This is a genomic window from Bradyrhizobium sp. SRL28 (assembly GCF_018596315.1).
In the GTDB taxonomy this organism is placed as follows: domain Bacteria; phylum Pseudomonadota; class Alphaproteobacteria; order Rhizobiales; family Xanthobacteraceae; genus Bradyrhizobium.
In genome coordinates this window covers 46,613-62,692 of the sequence record NZ_JAHEAG010000002.1, presented here as the reverse complement: position 1 = coordinate 62,692, position 16,080 = coordinate 46,613, and the positions used below count along the sequence as shown (strand labels likewise).

At 61.7% G+C, this 16,080-nt stretch carries 13 protein-coding genes; 5 read left to right on the top strand and 8 right to left on the bottom strand.

The features are described 5' to 3' along the window. Positions 1 to 482: 482 nt before the first annotated feature. The 3 genes from KIP88_RS04665 to KIP88_RS04655 all read left to right on the top strand — a co-directional run bounded on the left by KIP88_RS04665 (position 483) and on the right by KIP88_RS04655 (position 3,439). A complete protein-coding gene (locus tag KIP88_RS04665; protein ID WP_214486694.1) occupies positions 483 to 1,352 on the top strand; it encodes a DUF4118 domain-containing protein in 870 nt (289 codons plus the stop codon). 141 nt (positions 1,353 to 1,493) lie between these two features. Continuing rightward, a complete protein-coding gene (gene corA, locus KIP88_RS04660; RefSeq protein ID WP_214486693.1) occupies positions 1,494 to 2,459 on the top strand; it encodes a magnesium/cobalt transporter CorA in 966 nt (321 codons plus the stop codon). A 218-nt stretch (positions 2,460 to 2,677) separates the two neighbouring features. Further along, entirely contained in the window at positions 2,678 to 3,439 is a 762-nt protein-coding gene (locus tag KIP88_RS04655; protein ID WP_214486692.1) for a pentapeptide repeat-containing protein, read from the top strand. Between the two features lie 151 nt (positions 3,440 to 3,590). On the opposite strand, the gene KIP88_RS04650 is transcribed toward KIP88_RS04655, so the two are convergent. Both KIP88_RS04650 and KIP88_RS04645 read right to left on the bottom strand, forming a co-directional pair. Then, the gene (locus tag KIP88_RS04650; RefSeq protein WP_214486691.1) at positions 3,591 to 5,057 is read right to left on the bottom strand and encodes a hypothetical protein; all 1,467 of its coding nucleotides are present in this window, start codon (positions 5,055 to 5,057) and stop codon (positions 3,591 to 3,593) included. Positions 5,058 to 5,820: 763 nt separating this feature from the next. Beyond that, entirely contained in the window at positions 5,821 to 5,985 is a 165-nt protein-coding gene (locus tag KIP88_RS04645; protein ID WP_214487327.1) for a hypothetical protein, read from the bottom strand. A 160-nt stretch (positions 5,986 to 6,145) separates the two neighbouring features. On the opposite strand from KIP88_RS04645, the gene KIP88_RS04640 reads away from it, so the two are divergent. Next, positions 6,146 to 7,522, top strand: a complete 1,377-nt coding sequence (locus KIP88_RS04640) for a cation-efflux pump (protein WP_214486690.1) — start codon at positions 6,146 to 6,148, stop codon at positions 7,520 to 7,522. 191 nt (positions 7,523 to 7,713) lie between these two features. Continuing rightward, entirely contained in the window at positions 7,714 to 10,017 is a 2,304-nt protein-coding gene (locus KIP88_RS04635; RefSeq protein ID WP_214486689.1) for a PAS domain-containing sensor histidine kinase, read from the top strand. Positions 10,018 to 10,026: 9 nt separating this feature from the next. Here KIP88_RS04635 and KIP88_RS04630 read toward each other — a convergent pair whose 3' ends face one another. The 6 genes from KIP88_RS04630 to KIP88_RS04605 form a co-directional block, all read right to left on the bottom strand. Next, positions 10,027 to 10,812, bottom strand: coding sequence for an ABC transporter permease (locus tag KIP88_RS04630; protein ID WP_214486688.1), 786 nt, complete (start codon positions 10,810 to 10,812; stop codon positions 10,027 to 10,029). Continuing rightward, a complete protein-coding gene (locus tag KIP88_RS04625; RefSeq protein WP_214487276.1) occupies positions 10,809 to 11,621 on the bottom strand; it encodes an ABC transporter permease in 813 nt (270 codons plus the stop codon). The genes KIP88_RS04630 and KIP88_RS04625 overlap by 4 nt, the downstream gene beginning before the upstream one ends. Positions 11,622 to 11,699: 78 nt before the next feature. Beyond that, positions 11,700 to 12,758, bottom strand: a complete 1,059-nt coding sequence (locus KIP88_RS04620) for an ABC transporter substrate-binding protein (RefSeq protein WP_214487275.1) — start codon at positions 12,756 to 12,758, stop codon at positions 11,700 to 11,702. 39 nt (positions 12,759 to 12,797) lie between these two features. Beyond that, positions 12,798 to 14,105 carry an FAD-binding oxidoreductase gene (locus KIP88_RS04615; RefSeq protein WP_214486687.1) on the bottom strand — a complete coding sequence of 436 codons (1,308 nt, stop codon included), beginning with the start codon at positions 14,103 to 14,105 and terminating at the stop codon, positions 12,798 to 12,800. An 18-nt stretch (positions 14,106 to 14,123) separates the two neighbouring features. After that, positions 14,124 to 14,822 carry an HAD family hydrolase gene (locus KIP88_RS04610; RefSeq protein ID WP_214486686.1) on the bottom strand — a complete coding sequence of 233 codons (699 nt, stop codon included), beginning with the start codon at positions 14,820 to 14,822 and terminating at the stop codon, positions 14,124 to 14,126. 52 nt (positions 14,823 to 14,874) lie between these two features. Next, positions 14,875 to 15,981, bottom strand: a complete 1,107-nt coding sequence (locus tag KIP88_RS04605) for an ABC transporter ATP-binding protein (RefSeq protein WP_214486685.1) — start codon at positions 15,979 to 15,981, stop codon at positions 14,875 to 14,877. Between the last annotated feature and the right edge of the window lie 99 nt (positions 15,982 to 16,080).

Sequence of the window (16,080 nt, the reverse complement as noted above, 5' to 3'; positions counted from 1 at the left end):
ACGATCAACCGAGTTGCGGTAATTTTGCTGACCGTCGGCCGCTCGTTTCCGCGTTGCCGGCGGTTGAATGGGCGGCCCCAGCTCAGCCCCTAGCCCCCCGCTGCTGGGGCCGCTTCTCGCCGGCCCGCGAAATGAAAAGCCCACCAACTGGGGCGGCCTTACTGCACCCCAACCTCCTTGATCGCCAGAGCGGCGCGGATATGTGGCAACGGCCCGCTTGTGCCAATCAGAGACAAGCCCACTGCCGCTATCAGCGGTCATGAGGCCTTTATGAAGTTCCTATACCGCCGGCCGGTTCGTCCTCTCGATTTTATATGGCGGCAGACCGATCTCTTCGCGTGCACTGCCGGAGAGCATGGAACTCATGTTTCATGCGGCTCGCACGCCGGTGAAGTTGGGATATACTCGGCTCGTCTATCAGTGCCGCGATCCCGCTTTGGCTGGTTTGCTCTTCGGCCAAACGCGTTGTCGCCAGGCAGGAGATGAAAGCAGTGACCGACGTTGAATCGAAGCTGCGGCAGGACATCACCCCTGCGTCCGATGCAGTTCCCCTGTTTGGCCCGGTAGCATCGGAGTTGATGCGCTACCTTGCTTCAATTGCAATGACCGCCGCCGCGACGGTCGTGGCTGTCGGTGTCGACACCAAGGTGGCCATCCCGAACCTGTCCCTGGTGTTTGTCGTTCCAGTGATCATCGCGGGCGTTAGCCTCGGCTTGGGTCCGTCACTCTGTTCGGCGATACTTGGCGCTCTGGCCTTCAATTTTTTCCTGACCGAGCCTCGCTACTCACTGGCCGTTGACGACGCGGCGAACATCTGGGCGATTGGGCTGCTGTTTGTCGTCGGTGTTATCGTGAGTGGCGTTGCCTTCACCTCCCGCCAGAGAGCGACCGAGGCGGCTCTGCTGAAAAGGCAGACGACCGTGCTGCAGGTCTACAGCCGTGACGTCGTCGCGGCCGGCAATACGAAGGCGATCCTCTCACTCACCACCAAAACTCTTGCAGCGCTCTTCCAGGTTCCTGCCGTCGTGATGCTCGTTTCGGGGGACAGAGTGGTTTCCCTCGAGCAAGCCGGCGACGTAGAACCCCGGGAGGCCGAGTTGGAAGCGGCGCGATCGTCCCTGGCGACTGGAACTGTCATGCGCGGCGACGTCTACCCGAACCTGGCCGCGCGCTTTGACTTTTGGCCGGTGCAGACGGCCGAAGGCCCGAAGGCCGTCGTTGGATTGGCATTCGACCCGGACGAACGCCCCGCGGCGCCGGATACGCTGGTCAACATCGTTGTGCGTGTCTTGGCCCTGGTGCTTGAGCGTCAGCATGCACGGGTTGGACGCAACGCCCGGCCCGCAAGTTGAATCCGAGGGCGCGAACAGCAGCGCTGCAAAGCCCTATCGCAATCGCGGCCACCGTCATCCTCCGGCTATGAATCCTGAGCCCCACGCAATTTGCGTGATAGGATGGTGCACCCCGCTCAATAAATTCGGAGGAAGCGCGTTGTGAGCGTCGTGGCAGCCCAACTGTATCGTAAGGGCAAGAAAGCAAAAGCCGTTTCCCTGGACGAGCCGATCGATTGCAAGGGAAAATCCGAGTTTGTCTGGATCGGATTATTCGAGCCTTCAAAAGGAGAGCTCGAGCAACTCGAGAAAAACTACGGGCTTCATCCTCTTGCGATCGAGGATGCGCTCAAAGCCAATCAAATGCCGAAGGTTGATATCTATGGCGAACAACTGTTTGTCATGACGCGCACCGCTCATCTTGAGCACGATCACATCGCCTACGGCGAGACCGCGATTTTTGTCGGGAAGAATTTCATCATTTCGGTTCGGCATGGCTCGGCGCGGGCGCATAGCGACCTCCGCGCGCAACTCGAAGCCGCGCCCAGCCTGCTGGGCCAGGGCCCGGACTATGTTCTCCACGCCATCCTCGACTTTATCGTTGATGGCTATCTTCCAGTCGTCGAAACGATTGAGGAGCGCGTGCTGGTGATGGAACAAAGCGCGCTCGACAGCTTCCTCAGCCGCGCTGATGTCAAGCGAATCTTCGGGCTGCGCCAGGAGCTGATTCGTTTTAAGCGGATCATCGGCCCCATGACGGAGGTCTGTGGCCGGCTCGTACATCTTGACACCCCGTGTCTCGACGCCAACGTCCGTCCCTATTTCCAGGACGTCCTGGACCATGTGCGACGCGTCGATGCGATGGTGAACTCCTTGCGAGAGGTTCTGACTTCGGTCTTCGAGGTGAGCAATCTACTTGAGCAGCAGCGTCAGGGCGTGATCACGCGGCAGTTGGCCGCCTGGGCCGCGATACTGGCCGTCCCCACCGCGATCGCCGGGATTTACGGCATGAACTTTGAAAACATGCCCGAGTTGAAGACCCAATACGGCTACTTCGTCGTCATTGGCATTATTGCCCTGCTTTGCACGGTGCTCTACCTACGTTTCAAACGCGCTCGATGGCTCTGATGGAGGGCGTAGGGTGGATACGCGAAGCGTAATCCGCCATCTTGTTTGAAGCGGAGTGGCGGATTACGCCTTCGGCTAATCCGCCCTACGCTGCAAGGGGGCAAACTCGGAATCAATCGCACTTTTTAGGATGGCGGCCCCATCGCGACCCGAGGTATCGTTGCGGTGGTGCCGGGTGGCCGCGCGCCGAACTCGACGCCTGAGCCAAACGGGATCGCATGGACATCGACGAACTCGCCCACCGGATCGCCACAGCGAAGCCGATCACCTCCCTGAATGTCAGGGATGACCGCTGGCCAGAGGTCGATTGCGACGGGGCGGTCTTCACCGACTGTGTCTTCGAGGCAGTACAGTTTTCCTACCCTTCCTTCGTGGACGCCCGGTTCTCCAATTGCCGGTTCGTCTCATGCCGCGTCTCGCATGCGGCGCTTAAAGACGCGGTGTTCGAGACCTGCCAGTTCACCGGTGACGGCGGCAAGGGATGCACTTTCGCCTTCAGCGATCTGCAACGGGTCCGGTTTTCCGGATGTGACCTTGCGCTCGCGACCTTCGAAAGAACTGAAATGTTCGCCGTCGAGATGCACGAGTGCAATCTCACCGGGGCGCGCTTCAACAAGGTCGATTTCAGCCAGGCGCTGAGCCGCAAGCAAATCGAGACACGCGCGAGCTTCCACAATTGCAAGATGGATTTAGCCGACTTGGCCGAGACAAAATTACCAACCTGCAGCCTCGCCGGCAGCCGACTTCGTGAAGCCGACCTGTCCAGTGCCGACCTGACCGACGCCGACCTCACCAACTGCGATCTCTTCCAGACCAACCTCTACGGCGCGACCCTGACAGGTGCGGACCTCACCGGCGCCGAGGTCAGCGGACTGAACCTGCTGACGCTCGCCGATTTCAAGGGCGTGCGCGTTACCGACGAGCAGGTGTTCCAGCTGCTCGACGCTATGGGCGTCGACGTGCGAACGCGGCAACGCTGATGCCGCTGCGGGGCAAGAATGTGAGCGATTCTCAACCAGCCAGTGCGATCGCCGCCATGTTACGAAGTGCACGTTAGCGAAAGCAAGCAACCCATTGGCGTCTCCTCCCTATGCATCTTGCGAATGACAACACCAAAGCTGTGGAGGCTGCTTAAGCCTTGGATCCTGACGGTTTGTTGTCGTTCCGGGCGTCGATGAGGACGACATCCTTGTGCCCGGTCAGTTTGAGCTTTCTCAGAATTCCTTCTACGCGAAACCCCTCGGTCTCCGAGAAATAGATAATGACCTTGATGCCGTGCTTGGCGTCGCTGGCAGCTTGATATATCGGGAGCTGCTTTTCGAGGTTTCGCTCAAGCCCTGTATTCTTGGCGAGCTTAATTTCGATGAGCGTTTTATCTTTAGCGCCGCGGGCGATTTTGTAGTCTACGGGCCCGCGACCGTCGTTTGCTTCTGTCCCAACGTCGGATGGCGAACCGAACCACACAAAGCGAAACATGATTTGCAGATCACTCTCACGTTGGACCGCCTTGCCATCGTGATAAAAAATCTTATGCCCGCCTTTGTTTTCGATGACATCCTTCAGGTACGCCAGGCGTTGATGCGCTTCATCGTAAGTAGTTTTGCCGATTTTATAGAAAGAGGTGTGCTCTGCGAGGTTCCATTGCAGCTCTTTGACCTGCGTTTCGAAGACTTGGATTGTTTCTATGACCTTCTCGGAACTGATGTCCCTCGCTTCGTTTCCCGAGGCCTCTTTCATTTTAATGTAGTAGTCGACCAACTGAGGGAACATCATGATCGTTCTGATCGCCGCCTCGTCCTTATCCTTTTGCGTTGGCGGTCGACGCGGTTTTCCGAGCATATTTTGAAAATAGTTGAACACCTGTCCGCGCAATTCAGCGTCAGGAATCGCAACAGGAATGCTTTCGAAGTCCCGGATCATGTCAGTTCGATTGATCCAGTTTTCGTCGCGGGTCAGCATGTCCTTAGGGGTGAGCAAAACGAAATCATCCCCATCCCAAGGCAGATCATAAGTTCGCCGTTCCCAGCTTTCGGTCTCGTAATTGAAAATGGCCTTATTGACTGGGATCTTCCGTCGAAGGCTGGGGTCAATGTGTGCAATAGCGAAACTTTCGGTGTATCGGCAGATGAAGTCTTTCAGGAGATTGGTGGTGAAGTCGCTAATCATGTCCCGGCCAACGCCACTGCGAACGAGGCAAACCTTCTCGATATGGCTTCCGGTCGTAATTGTCTCCTTGCCGAAATCAGCAAAGAGGCTCTGGAGATTGACCCGGAGAGCTTCGGCAAAGTCCTTCCCTAGCCCGCTGCCACCGTTCCCGCGCAAGGAAAATCCTAGCCAGTTCTGCTTAACCTCCGGAAACATGAACCAAGATTTGACGAGGTCGTCGTTAACACTGCCGGCGATGATCTTGTCCCGCAGGAACATCATGTATTTCAGAATATCGGCATGAAGCTGCTGGTAATCCGCCTTTGGGCTGTTGAAGAGCAGGAACGGATCAATGAACAGAGGCAGGTCGTTTATGAGGGAGACGTTGAACGCCCCGTAGTCGTCGACCTGATTGGTCGTCACATCAAAATATTCATTGAAAAACGTGGCCATCGCGGGCGCCCAAAAAGGAAATCGGCGACCATCTTACGGACTTCGATTCGCCCTGTCCGTGCCTGCCTACCTTTATGCACCCTAAGGAATGGCACCCTTCCTGGTCCCGCCGATCGACCGTGGTGAGCCCACGAGCATCCGTTCCGGTCAAATCTGCTGCATCGCCCTGCGCGCTCCGCTTAAATTATCTAACCAGATCAACGTGATTTGCCCGGTCCAGTCTCTTTCGCAAAAATATACTTCTTCGCGCGAGACCCAAATCACCCTTACAACTCGCGCCATCCCGTCCCGGTAGAGGGGCGTTGGCCATCGTCACGAACGTTGGGGCGGGTTGCGGTGGACGCGGCAGCGTCGGGCGCGTGGTTGTGTTCGCAGGGCGGGCTTCGGCCTGTGAGCGAACACAGCGCGCAGACGACTGGCGAGGCTGCGTACGGCAAAGCCGTGTGGTTCTGGCACCCGTTGCTGGTGTCAAGCTGACGGAGGAAACGTCGACCCAACCGGGTTTCGACAATCCTTCAATCCGTCAGCGACGGAGGCAAGAGGAATTCGTCTCCGGGGAGAGCGCGGTATAAGCCGTCAAACCACTGCGCAGGGAATGCCGGAGTGCTCCAGCTGTACCTGTATGCTCGTGTGCGTTTCTTTGCGCACTTTTGCACACGAGACCGCGGGTGCAGCAAGCACCCGGCATTCCCTGCGCCCTCTTTCTTTGAGGGACAAGATCCAAACCTCGGGCGCATCGTGCCGCGAGAACGCAGACACACATTCAGTTGTCATCGCCCGGCTTGACCGGCTGACCCAGTATCCAGAGGCAGCAGTGATTGAACCGATAAGCCGCGGCGTACTGGATCCCCGCCTTCGCGAGGATGACGATCCGTTGTGTGGCGCTCCGGTATTTCACCGTCATTGCGAGCGCAGCGAAGCAATCCATTGGCACCTCGCATATGGAAAGATGGATTGCTTCGCTGCGCTCGCAATGACGGCCTCTTGACTGGGAATAATTCGCAACACACCCCTCCTGCAAGTGATTGGCGATTGCGCCTCCGACGGCCGGCTTTAATGTTGGACAACGCCCTGCTAAACCGCCGCTCATGAGTCACACCCCCACCATCAAGACCAATGTCGCGGCGATCTCGATCTTCGCCAGCGCCGGCATGGCCGCGGCGAAATTCGCCGTCGGCATTGCGATCGGCTCGCTCGCGCTGATTTCGGAGGCCCTGCACTCCTCGGTCGACGTGGTCGCCACCGTCATCACCTGGCTGGTGGTGCGGGTGTCCGACCAGCCGGCCGATAAGGAACATCATTATGGCCACGGCAAGTTCGAGAGCCTGTCGGCGCTGTTTGTCATCGCGCTGCTCTACGTGCTGGCCGGCGGCATCCTCGTCGAATCCTGGAGCCGTCTGAGCGAAGGCGCACCGCCGCCGACGCTCTCAGCCATCCCCTTCGTGGTGCTGGTGATCGATATCGCCGTGAATTTCTGGCGCGCGCGGGCGCTGCATCGCACGGCGCGCGCGACCCGAAGCCAGGCGCTGGCGGCCGACGCGCTGCATTTTGCTTCGGACGTGCTCGGCTCCATCGCCGTCATCATCGGGCTCGTGCTGATCGGCCTCGGCTATGCCTGGGGTGATTCGGCCGCGGCCATCGCGGTTGCCGTGATGATATCGATCCTGGGCCTGCGGCTCGGCCGCTCCACCATCGAAACCCTGCTCGATCGTGCGCCGGAGGGCGCTTCGGAAAAGGCCATCGCCGCCATCCGCTCGGTGCCCGGCGTGGTCGGCGTCGAGCGCCTGCGGGTTCGCATGGTCGGGCCGACGCATTTCATCGACGCCATCGCAAAGGTGCCGCGCACCTACCCGATCGATCGCGTCGAAGCCATCAAGAAGACCGCGCAGGCCGCGGTCACCGAGGCGCTCGGCGACGCCGACCTCACCTTCACGGCCGTGCCGGTCGCGCGCGACAATGAGAGCGTGCGCGAGCGCATCATGGTGATCGCCCGCAATTCCGGCCTCGCCGTCCACCATGTCACCGTGCACGACCTCGGCGGCAAGCTGACGGTCAGCATCGATCTCGAAGTCGACGGCGATATGGAACTCAACGCCGCGCACGACATCGCCCATGGGCTGGAGCGCAGCATCCGCGAGGACTTTGGCGAGGATGTCGAGGTCGATACCCACATCGAACCGCTCGAGCCGGAACTGCCGCACGGCACCGACGCCGCGCCCGAACGCGTCGAGACCATCAAGGCCGCGCTGTCGCGCTTTGCCGCCAATAGCGCGATCCACGACATTCATAATGTGCGGGTGCGCGACACTGATGCGGGCGAAATCGTTAATTTCCATTGCCGCGCCGCGCCGTCGATGAGCGTCATCAAGGTGCACGAGAACGTCGACGAGATCGAGCGCGCGCTGCGCCGCGCGTTTCCTTCGATCAAGCGCGTGATCAGTCATGCCGAACCGCCGCGTGCGTAATTTTGCGGACCCGTTCCCGTTTCGGACTCACTTGGCGATGCCTTAATTCGCGTTGGACAACATTTATTTCCAATTAACGAATCGTTGACACTCGACAGCCCCGGAAAACTGGATTCAAATCACTGTGATTCGGAAGCAACGGGGTGGCTTCCGGACAGTGTGCAAAAGAGCCTTCGGCGGGGGTCTAAAGCATGGCGCGCGCGCATGCAGCGAACGCGTTTGTCCAATCCGATTCGATCAAGGGATTGGCGCAATCGATCGCGAAACCTGCCTATCACCGGCTGCTCGTTGCCGAGCCGGCGCTTCGTCGCGCCGTGCCGACGCTCATCATTGCGTTCCTGATCACCATCTGCCTCGGCGCCTTCGTGCAGGTGATCGACCAGAGCCGGCAGAAGCGCGCCGCCATGAAGCGCGATCTCTCCGCGCTCACCGACCTGCTGGCCGAACGCCTCGACCGCCTTGGCGCCATCCGGCAGGACCGCGCCGCCAATATCGAGCGGCTGCAGAGCCTGCTGCCCGACCTGATTCCGGCCTGGGGCGTTGCTAGCGGCCGCCATGTCATCATCACCGGCGCCGATCACCGGATTCTGGCCCGCGTCCCCAGCGAGGGCAGCCTTGGCGACAACGACCGCATCCTCGACGTCATCAGCACGGCGCAACTGCTCGCCGCCCCCGCCCAGCAGGGCGTCGTCACCAACATGACGCTTCCGAACGGCAATGGCGCCATGGCGATCTCGCGGCTGGTCAAGTCGCTGCCGGGCCAGGTCATCGTCATCCAGGAAAAGAACGAGCCGCTGTGGGGTTCGGATGCCGCATTGTCCGTGACGCTGTCGGCCACCACCGGCTTCGTCGTGCTGATCCTCGGCTTCGCCTTCCACTGGCAGTCGACCCGCGCCCGCGAGGGCGATCTCATCAACGACGCGGTGCGCGGCCGGATCGACACCGCGCTCAACCGCGGCCGCTGCGGATTGTGGGACTGGGACCTCTCGCGCGGCAGGATATTCTGGTCGGCATCGATGTTCACGATGCTCGGGCTCGACTCCCGCAACGACCTCCTCACCTTCGGCGAAGTCAACGCGCTGGTGAAGTCCGACGACATCGACCTGTTCGCGATCGCCGACCAGATGATCGCAGGCCAACTCGACCACATCGACCAGAGCTTCCGCATGCAGCACACCGGCGGCCACTGGATCTGGCTGCGGGTGCGCTGCGAGCTCAGCCACACCCAGGCCGACGGCGGGTTGCATTTGATCGGCATCGCTGTCGACATCACCGAACAGAAGAGCCTCGCCGAGAAGACCGTGGAGGCCGACCTGCGGCTGCGCGACGCGATCGAGACCATTCCGGAAGCCTTCGTGCTGTGGGACGCCGAAGACCGCCTCGTGCTCTGCAATTCGCACTTCCAGCGCCTGCACAAACTACCGGATACGGCGGTGACCCCCGGCACGTCGTATGAAACCGTGATCGAGGTCGGCAGCATGCCGGAAGTGCGCACGAGATTGCAGGAGACCGGCGCGCAAGCGCCGGGAGCCCGCACCTTCGAAGCGCAGCTCGACGACGGAAGCTGGCTGCACATCAGCGAACGCCGCACCAAGGACGGCGGCTACGTCTCGGTCGGCACCGACATCACCCGCATCAAGGAGCACGAGCAGAAGCTGATCGAAAACGACGCCCGCCTGCGCGCCAACGTGATCGACCTGAAGCGCTCGCAGGCTGAACTTGCCGACCTCGCCGAAAAATACTCGCAGGAAAAGAATCGCGCCGAGGAAGCCAACCAGGCGAAATCCAAATTCCTCGCCAATATGAGCCACGAACTGCGCACGCCGCTCAACGCCATCATCGGTTTCTCCGAGATCATGGGCAGCGGCATGTTCGGCGTGCTCGGCTCCGACAAGTATCAGGAGTACTGCCACGACATCCTGACATCAGGGAAATACCTGCTCGAAGTCATCAACGACATCCTCGACATGTCGAAGATCGAAGCCGGCCGCATGAAGCTCGACATGGAAGAGCTCGACCTGTCGAAGATACTGGCGGAATCGCTGCGCGTGGTGTCCGGACGCGCCGAGGACAAGCAATTGACGCTGGACGCCGATATCGAAAGCACCATTTCCGTGATGGCCGACCGCCGCGCGGTCAAGCAGATCTTCGTCAACCTGTTGTCCAATGCCGTGAAGTTCACCCCCGACGACGGCAAGGTCACGGTGCGGAGCCACGTGCTGCCCAACTCGATCGTGCTCATGATCGCCGATACCGGCATCGGCATCGCGCCTGCCTCGCTGCGGCGGCTTGGCAACCCGTTCGAGCAGGTCGAGAGCCAGCTCACCAAGACCTACCAGGGTTCGGGCCTCGGCCTGGCAATCGCGCGGTCGCTGACCAGCCTGCACGGCGGAACGATGCGGCTGCGCTCGAAGCTCGGCACCGGCACCGTGGTGCGCATCACGCTGCCGCGCGAGCCGCATTCAGCCGAGGCAAAGAGTCAGGTCGCAGCCTGAGTCCCCCGCTCACGCGCCCTTCTTTGACCGGCTGGTCGCAACCAGCACCAGCATGAACGAAACCGCGGTCATCAGCGTGCTGATGGCGGCGATCGTCGGGTCGATCTCGTCGCGGAGCGCGGTGAACATCCGCTTGGTCAGCGGCTGATACTGGCCGCCGGAAATGAACAGCGCGACGATGGTCTCGTCCATCGCGGAGATGAAGGCGAAGATGCCGCCTGCGATCACGCTGGGCTTGATCTGCGGCAGCGTCACCACGAAGAAGCTGCGCAGCCGGTTCATGCCGAGGCTGCGCGCCACCATCTCCTGCGTGGCATCAAAACTCTGCAGCCCCGCCGCGACCGAGATGATGACATAGGGCAAGCCAAGCATGACATTGGCGAGCACGAGGCCGGTCATGGTCGCGGCCAGGCCGACCTTGGCGAAGACGAAGAAGATGCCGACCGCGGTGATGATGATCGGCACCACCAGCGGCAGCAGCAAGGTCATGTGGATCAGCCGCATGATCCGCCATTTCGACTGGCTGATCGCGTAGGCCGCAGCCACGCCGAGCGGGGTCGCGATGACCACGGTGAGCACGGCAACCGTCAGCGTTACGCGGGTCGCCTGCATCCAGGCCGGATTGCCGAAATATTCCTGGTACCAGCGCAGCGACAGCGACGGCGGCGGAAAGCTCAGGTAGCGCGCGGCCGAGAACGACATCGGCGCGATGATCAGGATCGGCAGGATGAGATAGAGCAGCACCAGCGCGCAGGTCACGACCAGGGCAATGCGGAATGGACGGGACATCGTCATTTTTGCCCCAACACGCGATCAAGCGGAATGAAGCGGCTGACGGCGAAGAAGATTAGGCCGACCGCGACCAGCAGCACCACGCCGACGGCGCTGGCGGCACCCCACTGGTCGTAGAGTTCGACATTGCGGCTGACCAGCATCGATATCATGATGGTGCGGCCGCCCCCGAGTAATTCAGGCGTGATGTAGAAACCGAGGGTGAGCACGAAGACCAGTGTACACCCCGCGAGCACCCCGGGCAGCGACAGCGGCAGGAATATCCGCCAGAAGGTGAGCATCGGACCAGCACCGAGACTGGCGCCGGCCTGCATCAGGTCGCGCGGGATCTGCTGCATGGTGGCGTAGAGCGGCAGCACCATGAACGGCAGCAGGATGTGCAGGGTCGCAACGACGGTGCCGAAGGTATTATGGACCAGCGCCAGCGGCTCGTCGATCACGCCGACCTGGCGCAGCACCTGGTTGATGACCCCGGTCCGTTGCAACAGCGCGAGCCAGGCATAGGCGCGGACCAGCACGCTGGTCCAGAACGGCAGCACCACCAGCGCCAGGATGATGATGCCCCACCGTTTTGGCGCGATGCTCGCCGCATAGGCGATGGGATAACCGAGCAGCAGCGAGAGCAATGTCACCAGCAGGCTGATTTGGAACGTCAGGGCGAAGCTGCGCCAGTAGATGTCCTCACTCCAGATCCGGCGATAATTCTCGAGCGTAAAGCCGTTGTGATAGACCGACTGCCAGGCGAGCCAGCCGACCGGCAGCACGACCAGCAGCAGGATCACGAGCAGCGCCGGCAGCGCCAGCGCCAGCATCAGGCGCTGTTCGCGGCGTTGGTGGAGTACCGAGAGGTCCTGCACGGGGCTGCTCACTGTGATCCTGCGATGGCCAAGCTATCTCTGCATGAAGCCGACCCAGCGCTTCTCCGCGGCCTCGCCTGCCGGCGACGACCACCAGGCGTAGGACATCAGCGCCTGCTTGGCCGCGTTCTCGGGTGCGCTCGGCAGTTGCGCGACACGCTCCGGCTTGATGACGCCGGTATCGAAGGCCTTCGGGTTGGCCGGGCCGTAATCGATATGCAGCGGCAGGTTGGCCTGGTGGACGGGATCGACCGCCTCGTTGAGGAAGCGGACCGCGGTCGCGAGATTGGGCGCATCCTTGAGAATGCAGAGCGACGTGCTCTGCAGGATGCCCTGATTGTAGGTATAAGCGACCTTGGCGCCTTCCTTGGTCAGCGCACTGACGCGGCCGTTCCAGGCCATCACCATGTCGACCTCTCCATCATTGAGGAGCTGCGCCGATTGCGCGCCCGAGGTCCACCACACGGTGATGTTGGGCTTGATCTCCTCGAGCTTCTTGAAGGCACGGTCGACGTCGAGCGGATAGAGCTTGTCAGGCGCGACACCGTCGGCCATCAGCGCCGCCTCCAGCGTGGCGATCGGGTGGTTGCGCAGCGCGCGGCGGCCCGGGAACTTCTTCACGTCCCAGAAATCGGCCCAGCTATTGGGCGCTGCGCCTGCCGAAAATTTCTTCTCGCTGTAGGCGAGCACGCTCGAATAAAATTCGTAGGCCACTGAATATGGGGAACGATAGGCCTCGGGCATCGCGGCCGCGTTTGGCAATTTGGAGAAATCGAGTTTTTCGAGCAGACCCTGCTCGCCGCCGCGCAGGCAATAGCCGGTTGGCACGTCGACCACGTCCCAGGTCGGCTTGCCGCTGGCGACCTGCGATTTGATGGCGGGCCAGGCGTCGGGGATGCTGTCCTGGTTGATGGTGATGCCAAGCTTCTTGGCTGATGGATCCAGGATCGCGACGGTTTGCGCCTTCTGGTAGGCGCCGCCCTGGGAAACGAAGGTGATCTGTTGCGCATTGGCCGGAAGCGCCGCGAGGGCGCCAAAGCAAACACCAAGGGAAACACCGAGCAGTGCGCGTCGGCAGCAAGATGCAATCATCATGTTCAACCCCTCTTGTTATGGCCGGGCCGGCAACGCCTACCGCCCGACCGCATCCAGAAACTGATACCAACCGGCCACCATGCGGACGGCCGGTTCGCGGAACGGATAGAATGGAATAGCCTTGAGACGGCCAGCATCGAGTAGGCCGAGATCGACCTTCTCCCCGTGCACGAGGGCTGCGAGGTAGCGGCCCATCAGGCTCGACATCGCGACGCCGGCGCCGTTGTAGCCGACCGAATAAAGGGTGCGATCATCGAGACGGCCGACATGCGGCACGGAATCGAGCGTCATCGCGACGAGACCCGACCATTTGAACGCGAGCGGAACATCCGCAAGCTCCGGGAAGATGCCGACCATTGCCTTGCGCAGCGCATCGAAGGCGCTTTCGGAATCCTGCTTGCCGAAAGCGCCACGTCCGCCGAAGATGACGCGGTCGTCAACCTTGCGGAACCAGCGCATCATGCGCTTGGTCTCGGTGTAAGTGCGCCCCGTCGGCATCAGGCTGCCGGCGAGATTCGGCGACAATTTTTCGGTGGCGATGAGAGCGCTGCGGAACGGCACCAGCGTCCGCTGCACGCGCGCGGTAGCCGACGTCAAATCGGAATAGCTGTTGGTGGCGATGATCGCCTGGCGCGCCCGCACTATACCGTCAGGCGTTTCCGCCACGACACCATCGCCGTCACGACGCAGCGCGAGCACCGGGCTTTCCTGAAAGACCGGCACGCCGCGTTGCGCCACGCCGCTGGCGAGGCCCCTCAGATAGTTCAGCGGATGGATGCCGCCGGAGCCGGGATTGAGAATCCCGCCGACAAAGACCTGCGAGCCCGTCTCGTCGCGCACCTGGTGCGGGTCGAGGATCCTGACCTCGGTGTCGCGCATCTCGCGCGTCATCCAGGCGGCTTCGTCGATCGCGGCCCGCAGCGTCGCATCGTTATGTGCGGCCTTGATCTGCCCTGTGCGTGTCAGCCGCGCGCTGGGGATGCCGAATTCGGACACCAGTTCCTCGACCATGTCGACGGACTCATGTGCGATCTCGTACATCCGCCGGGCCATGGCGCGGCCATGGGCGGCGTCGATATCACGAAACGAGAGGCGGAATTTGGCGGTGATGACGCCGCCATTGCGGCCGCTCGCGCCCCAGCCGGGATGATTGGCTTCGAGTACGACCGGCGAAAGGCCGCTCCTCGCGATGTGATGCGCCGCAGACAGCCCCGTGTAACCCGCGCCGATGATGACGACATCGGCCTTTACCTCGCCGGCAAGCTTCGGAAAGGCCGACAACGGCTCCGCCGTATCCGCCCAGAGCGAGGCGGCCGATGCCATTGGGGTCCAGACCTCTGCCATGTCAGCCGCCCGCCCGTCTCAGCTTCCAAGCGCCGCGTCGGCGAACGCCTTCATGGTGGCGAAATGGAAATCGGGTTTTGTGAGCTGCGGCACCTCGGGCGTGCCGCCAAAACCTTTCATGCCCTGGCGCCGCTCGATCCAGCAGACCTTGTAGCCAAGCTGTCGGGCGATACCGATGTCGTGATGCTGGCTCTGCGCCACGTGCAGGATTTCGGACTGCTTGTAGCCGAACGCCGACTGGCGGCCCTTGTTGTAGGCGAAGAATTCCGGATTGGGTTTCGCAACCCCGGTGTCATCGGCGCAGATGGTGTCGTGGAAGGGATTGTCGAGCGCGTGCGCATAGCATGACAGCGCGACGCGATCCGCATTGGTCATGGCGACCAATCGGAACCTGGTGCGCAGGCGCTTCAGTGCATCGACCGAATCCGAAAATGGTTGCCAGCGCAGCACGGCGAGCTGGAAGGAATCGCAGGCGGCATCGTCGGCCGGCAGTCCGAGCTCTTTGGCGAGGTACCGGTAGACATGGAACATCACTTCGCTCGACCGCTCCGGATGAGCGTCGCGGCCACGCTTGTACGACGCGAAGATCTGATCGTCGCTGAGTTCGGCTGCCTTTCGGCCGGAGATCTTGCGCACCGCATCGAGCACGCCGGCTTCGAAATCGATCAAGGTACCGACTACGTCGAAGGTGAGAACCTTGAAGCTATCATAGGACATTTTCATCTCTTGTTTTGTTGGTCTGGTGTTGCACTCGGGTTTGACAGGGCATTCATTCCCGCGCCCTCTCCTGCGCCTCTTCTTGCGCCTTGGGCACGACAATGGTGTCTTCGGGATGCAGTGTAACGGTGAGTTCGCCGCCGATCGGAGGTAACAGGCGCGAGGCCTGGTAATGGCTCGGCTGACGCAGGCTCAGGCTGGTGCCGTCGGCTAGTTGCAGGAACACGCGCAGGCTTTCGCCTTGATAGACGATGTCGGTGACCTTGCCGGCAAGGCGGTTAAGCGCGGCATCCGCCACGCCGTCCGCAATCAGCAGCTTCTCGCTGTGCACCGCGAGCATCAGCGCCTCGCCGTCCGGAATCGCGCGCGCGCTTTTCAGGACAGCCGGCCCGAGCGCCACGCTGCAGGCGTCGACGCGCCGGACCGGCAACAGGCTCGCCTCGCCGATGAAACTCGCCACAAAGGAGTCGGCGGGATAGTCATGCAGCCGCTCCGGGCGATCGATCTGGACCAACCGCCCGTCCTTGAGGATCGCCACGCGGTCGCTCATCGTCAGCGCCTCGCGCTGGTCGTGGGTGACGTAGATGATGGTGGCGCCGATCCGCTTGTGCAGTTCGCGCAATTCGATCTGCATCGCTTCCCGCAACTGCTTGTCGAGCGCCGACAGCGGCTCGTCCATCAGGATCAGGCGCGGCTCGAAGATCATGGCGCGTGCCAGCGCCACGCGCTGGCGCTGGCCGCCGGAGAGCTGGGCGATGCCACGGGTCTCGTAGCCCGACAGCCCGACCATCGCGAGTGCGGCGCGTACTCTCGCAGCCCAGTCCGCCTTTGGAATCCGTCGCGCGCGCAGCGGAAAGGCAACGTTCTCGCCCACGCTCATGTGCGGGAATAGCGCGTAGTTCTGAAACACCACGCCGATGTCGCGCTTGTGCGGCGGCACGAACGTCACGTCGCGGTCGCCGAAATGGATCGAGCCCGACGAGGGTTGAATGAAGCCGCCGAGGATGCCGAGCAGCGTGGTCTTGCCGGATCCGGACGGCCCGAGCAGGGAGACGAACTCGCGCGGCGCGACGTTCAGGGTGACGTTATCAAGCGCCCGGACGGCGTCATAGTTCTTGCTCGCGGCCCTGATGTCGACGCTCTCTCCGCCCTGGTCCAATGATCGACCCCGTTGCGTTACCGAGGCGCGCACCGATGCGCGCCATCGACGTCCCCTGCGATGGCGCAAGCACGGTTGAAACCGGCATGATCTCGTCTT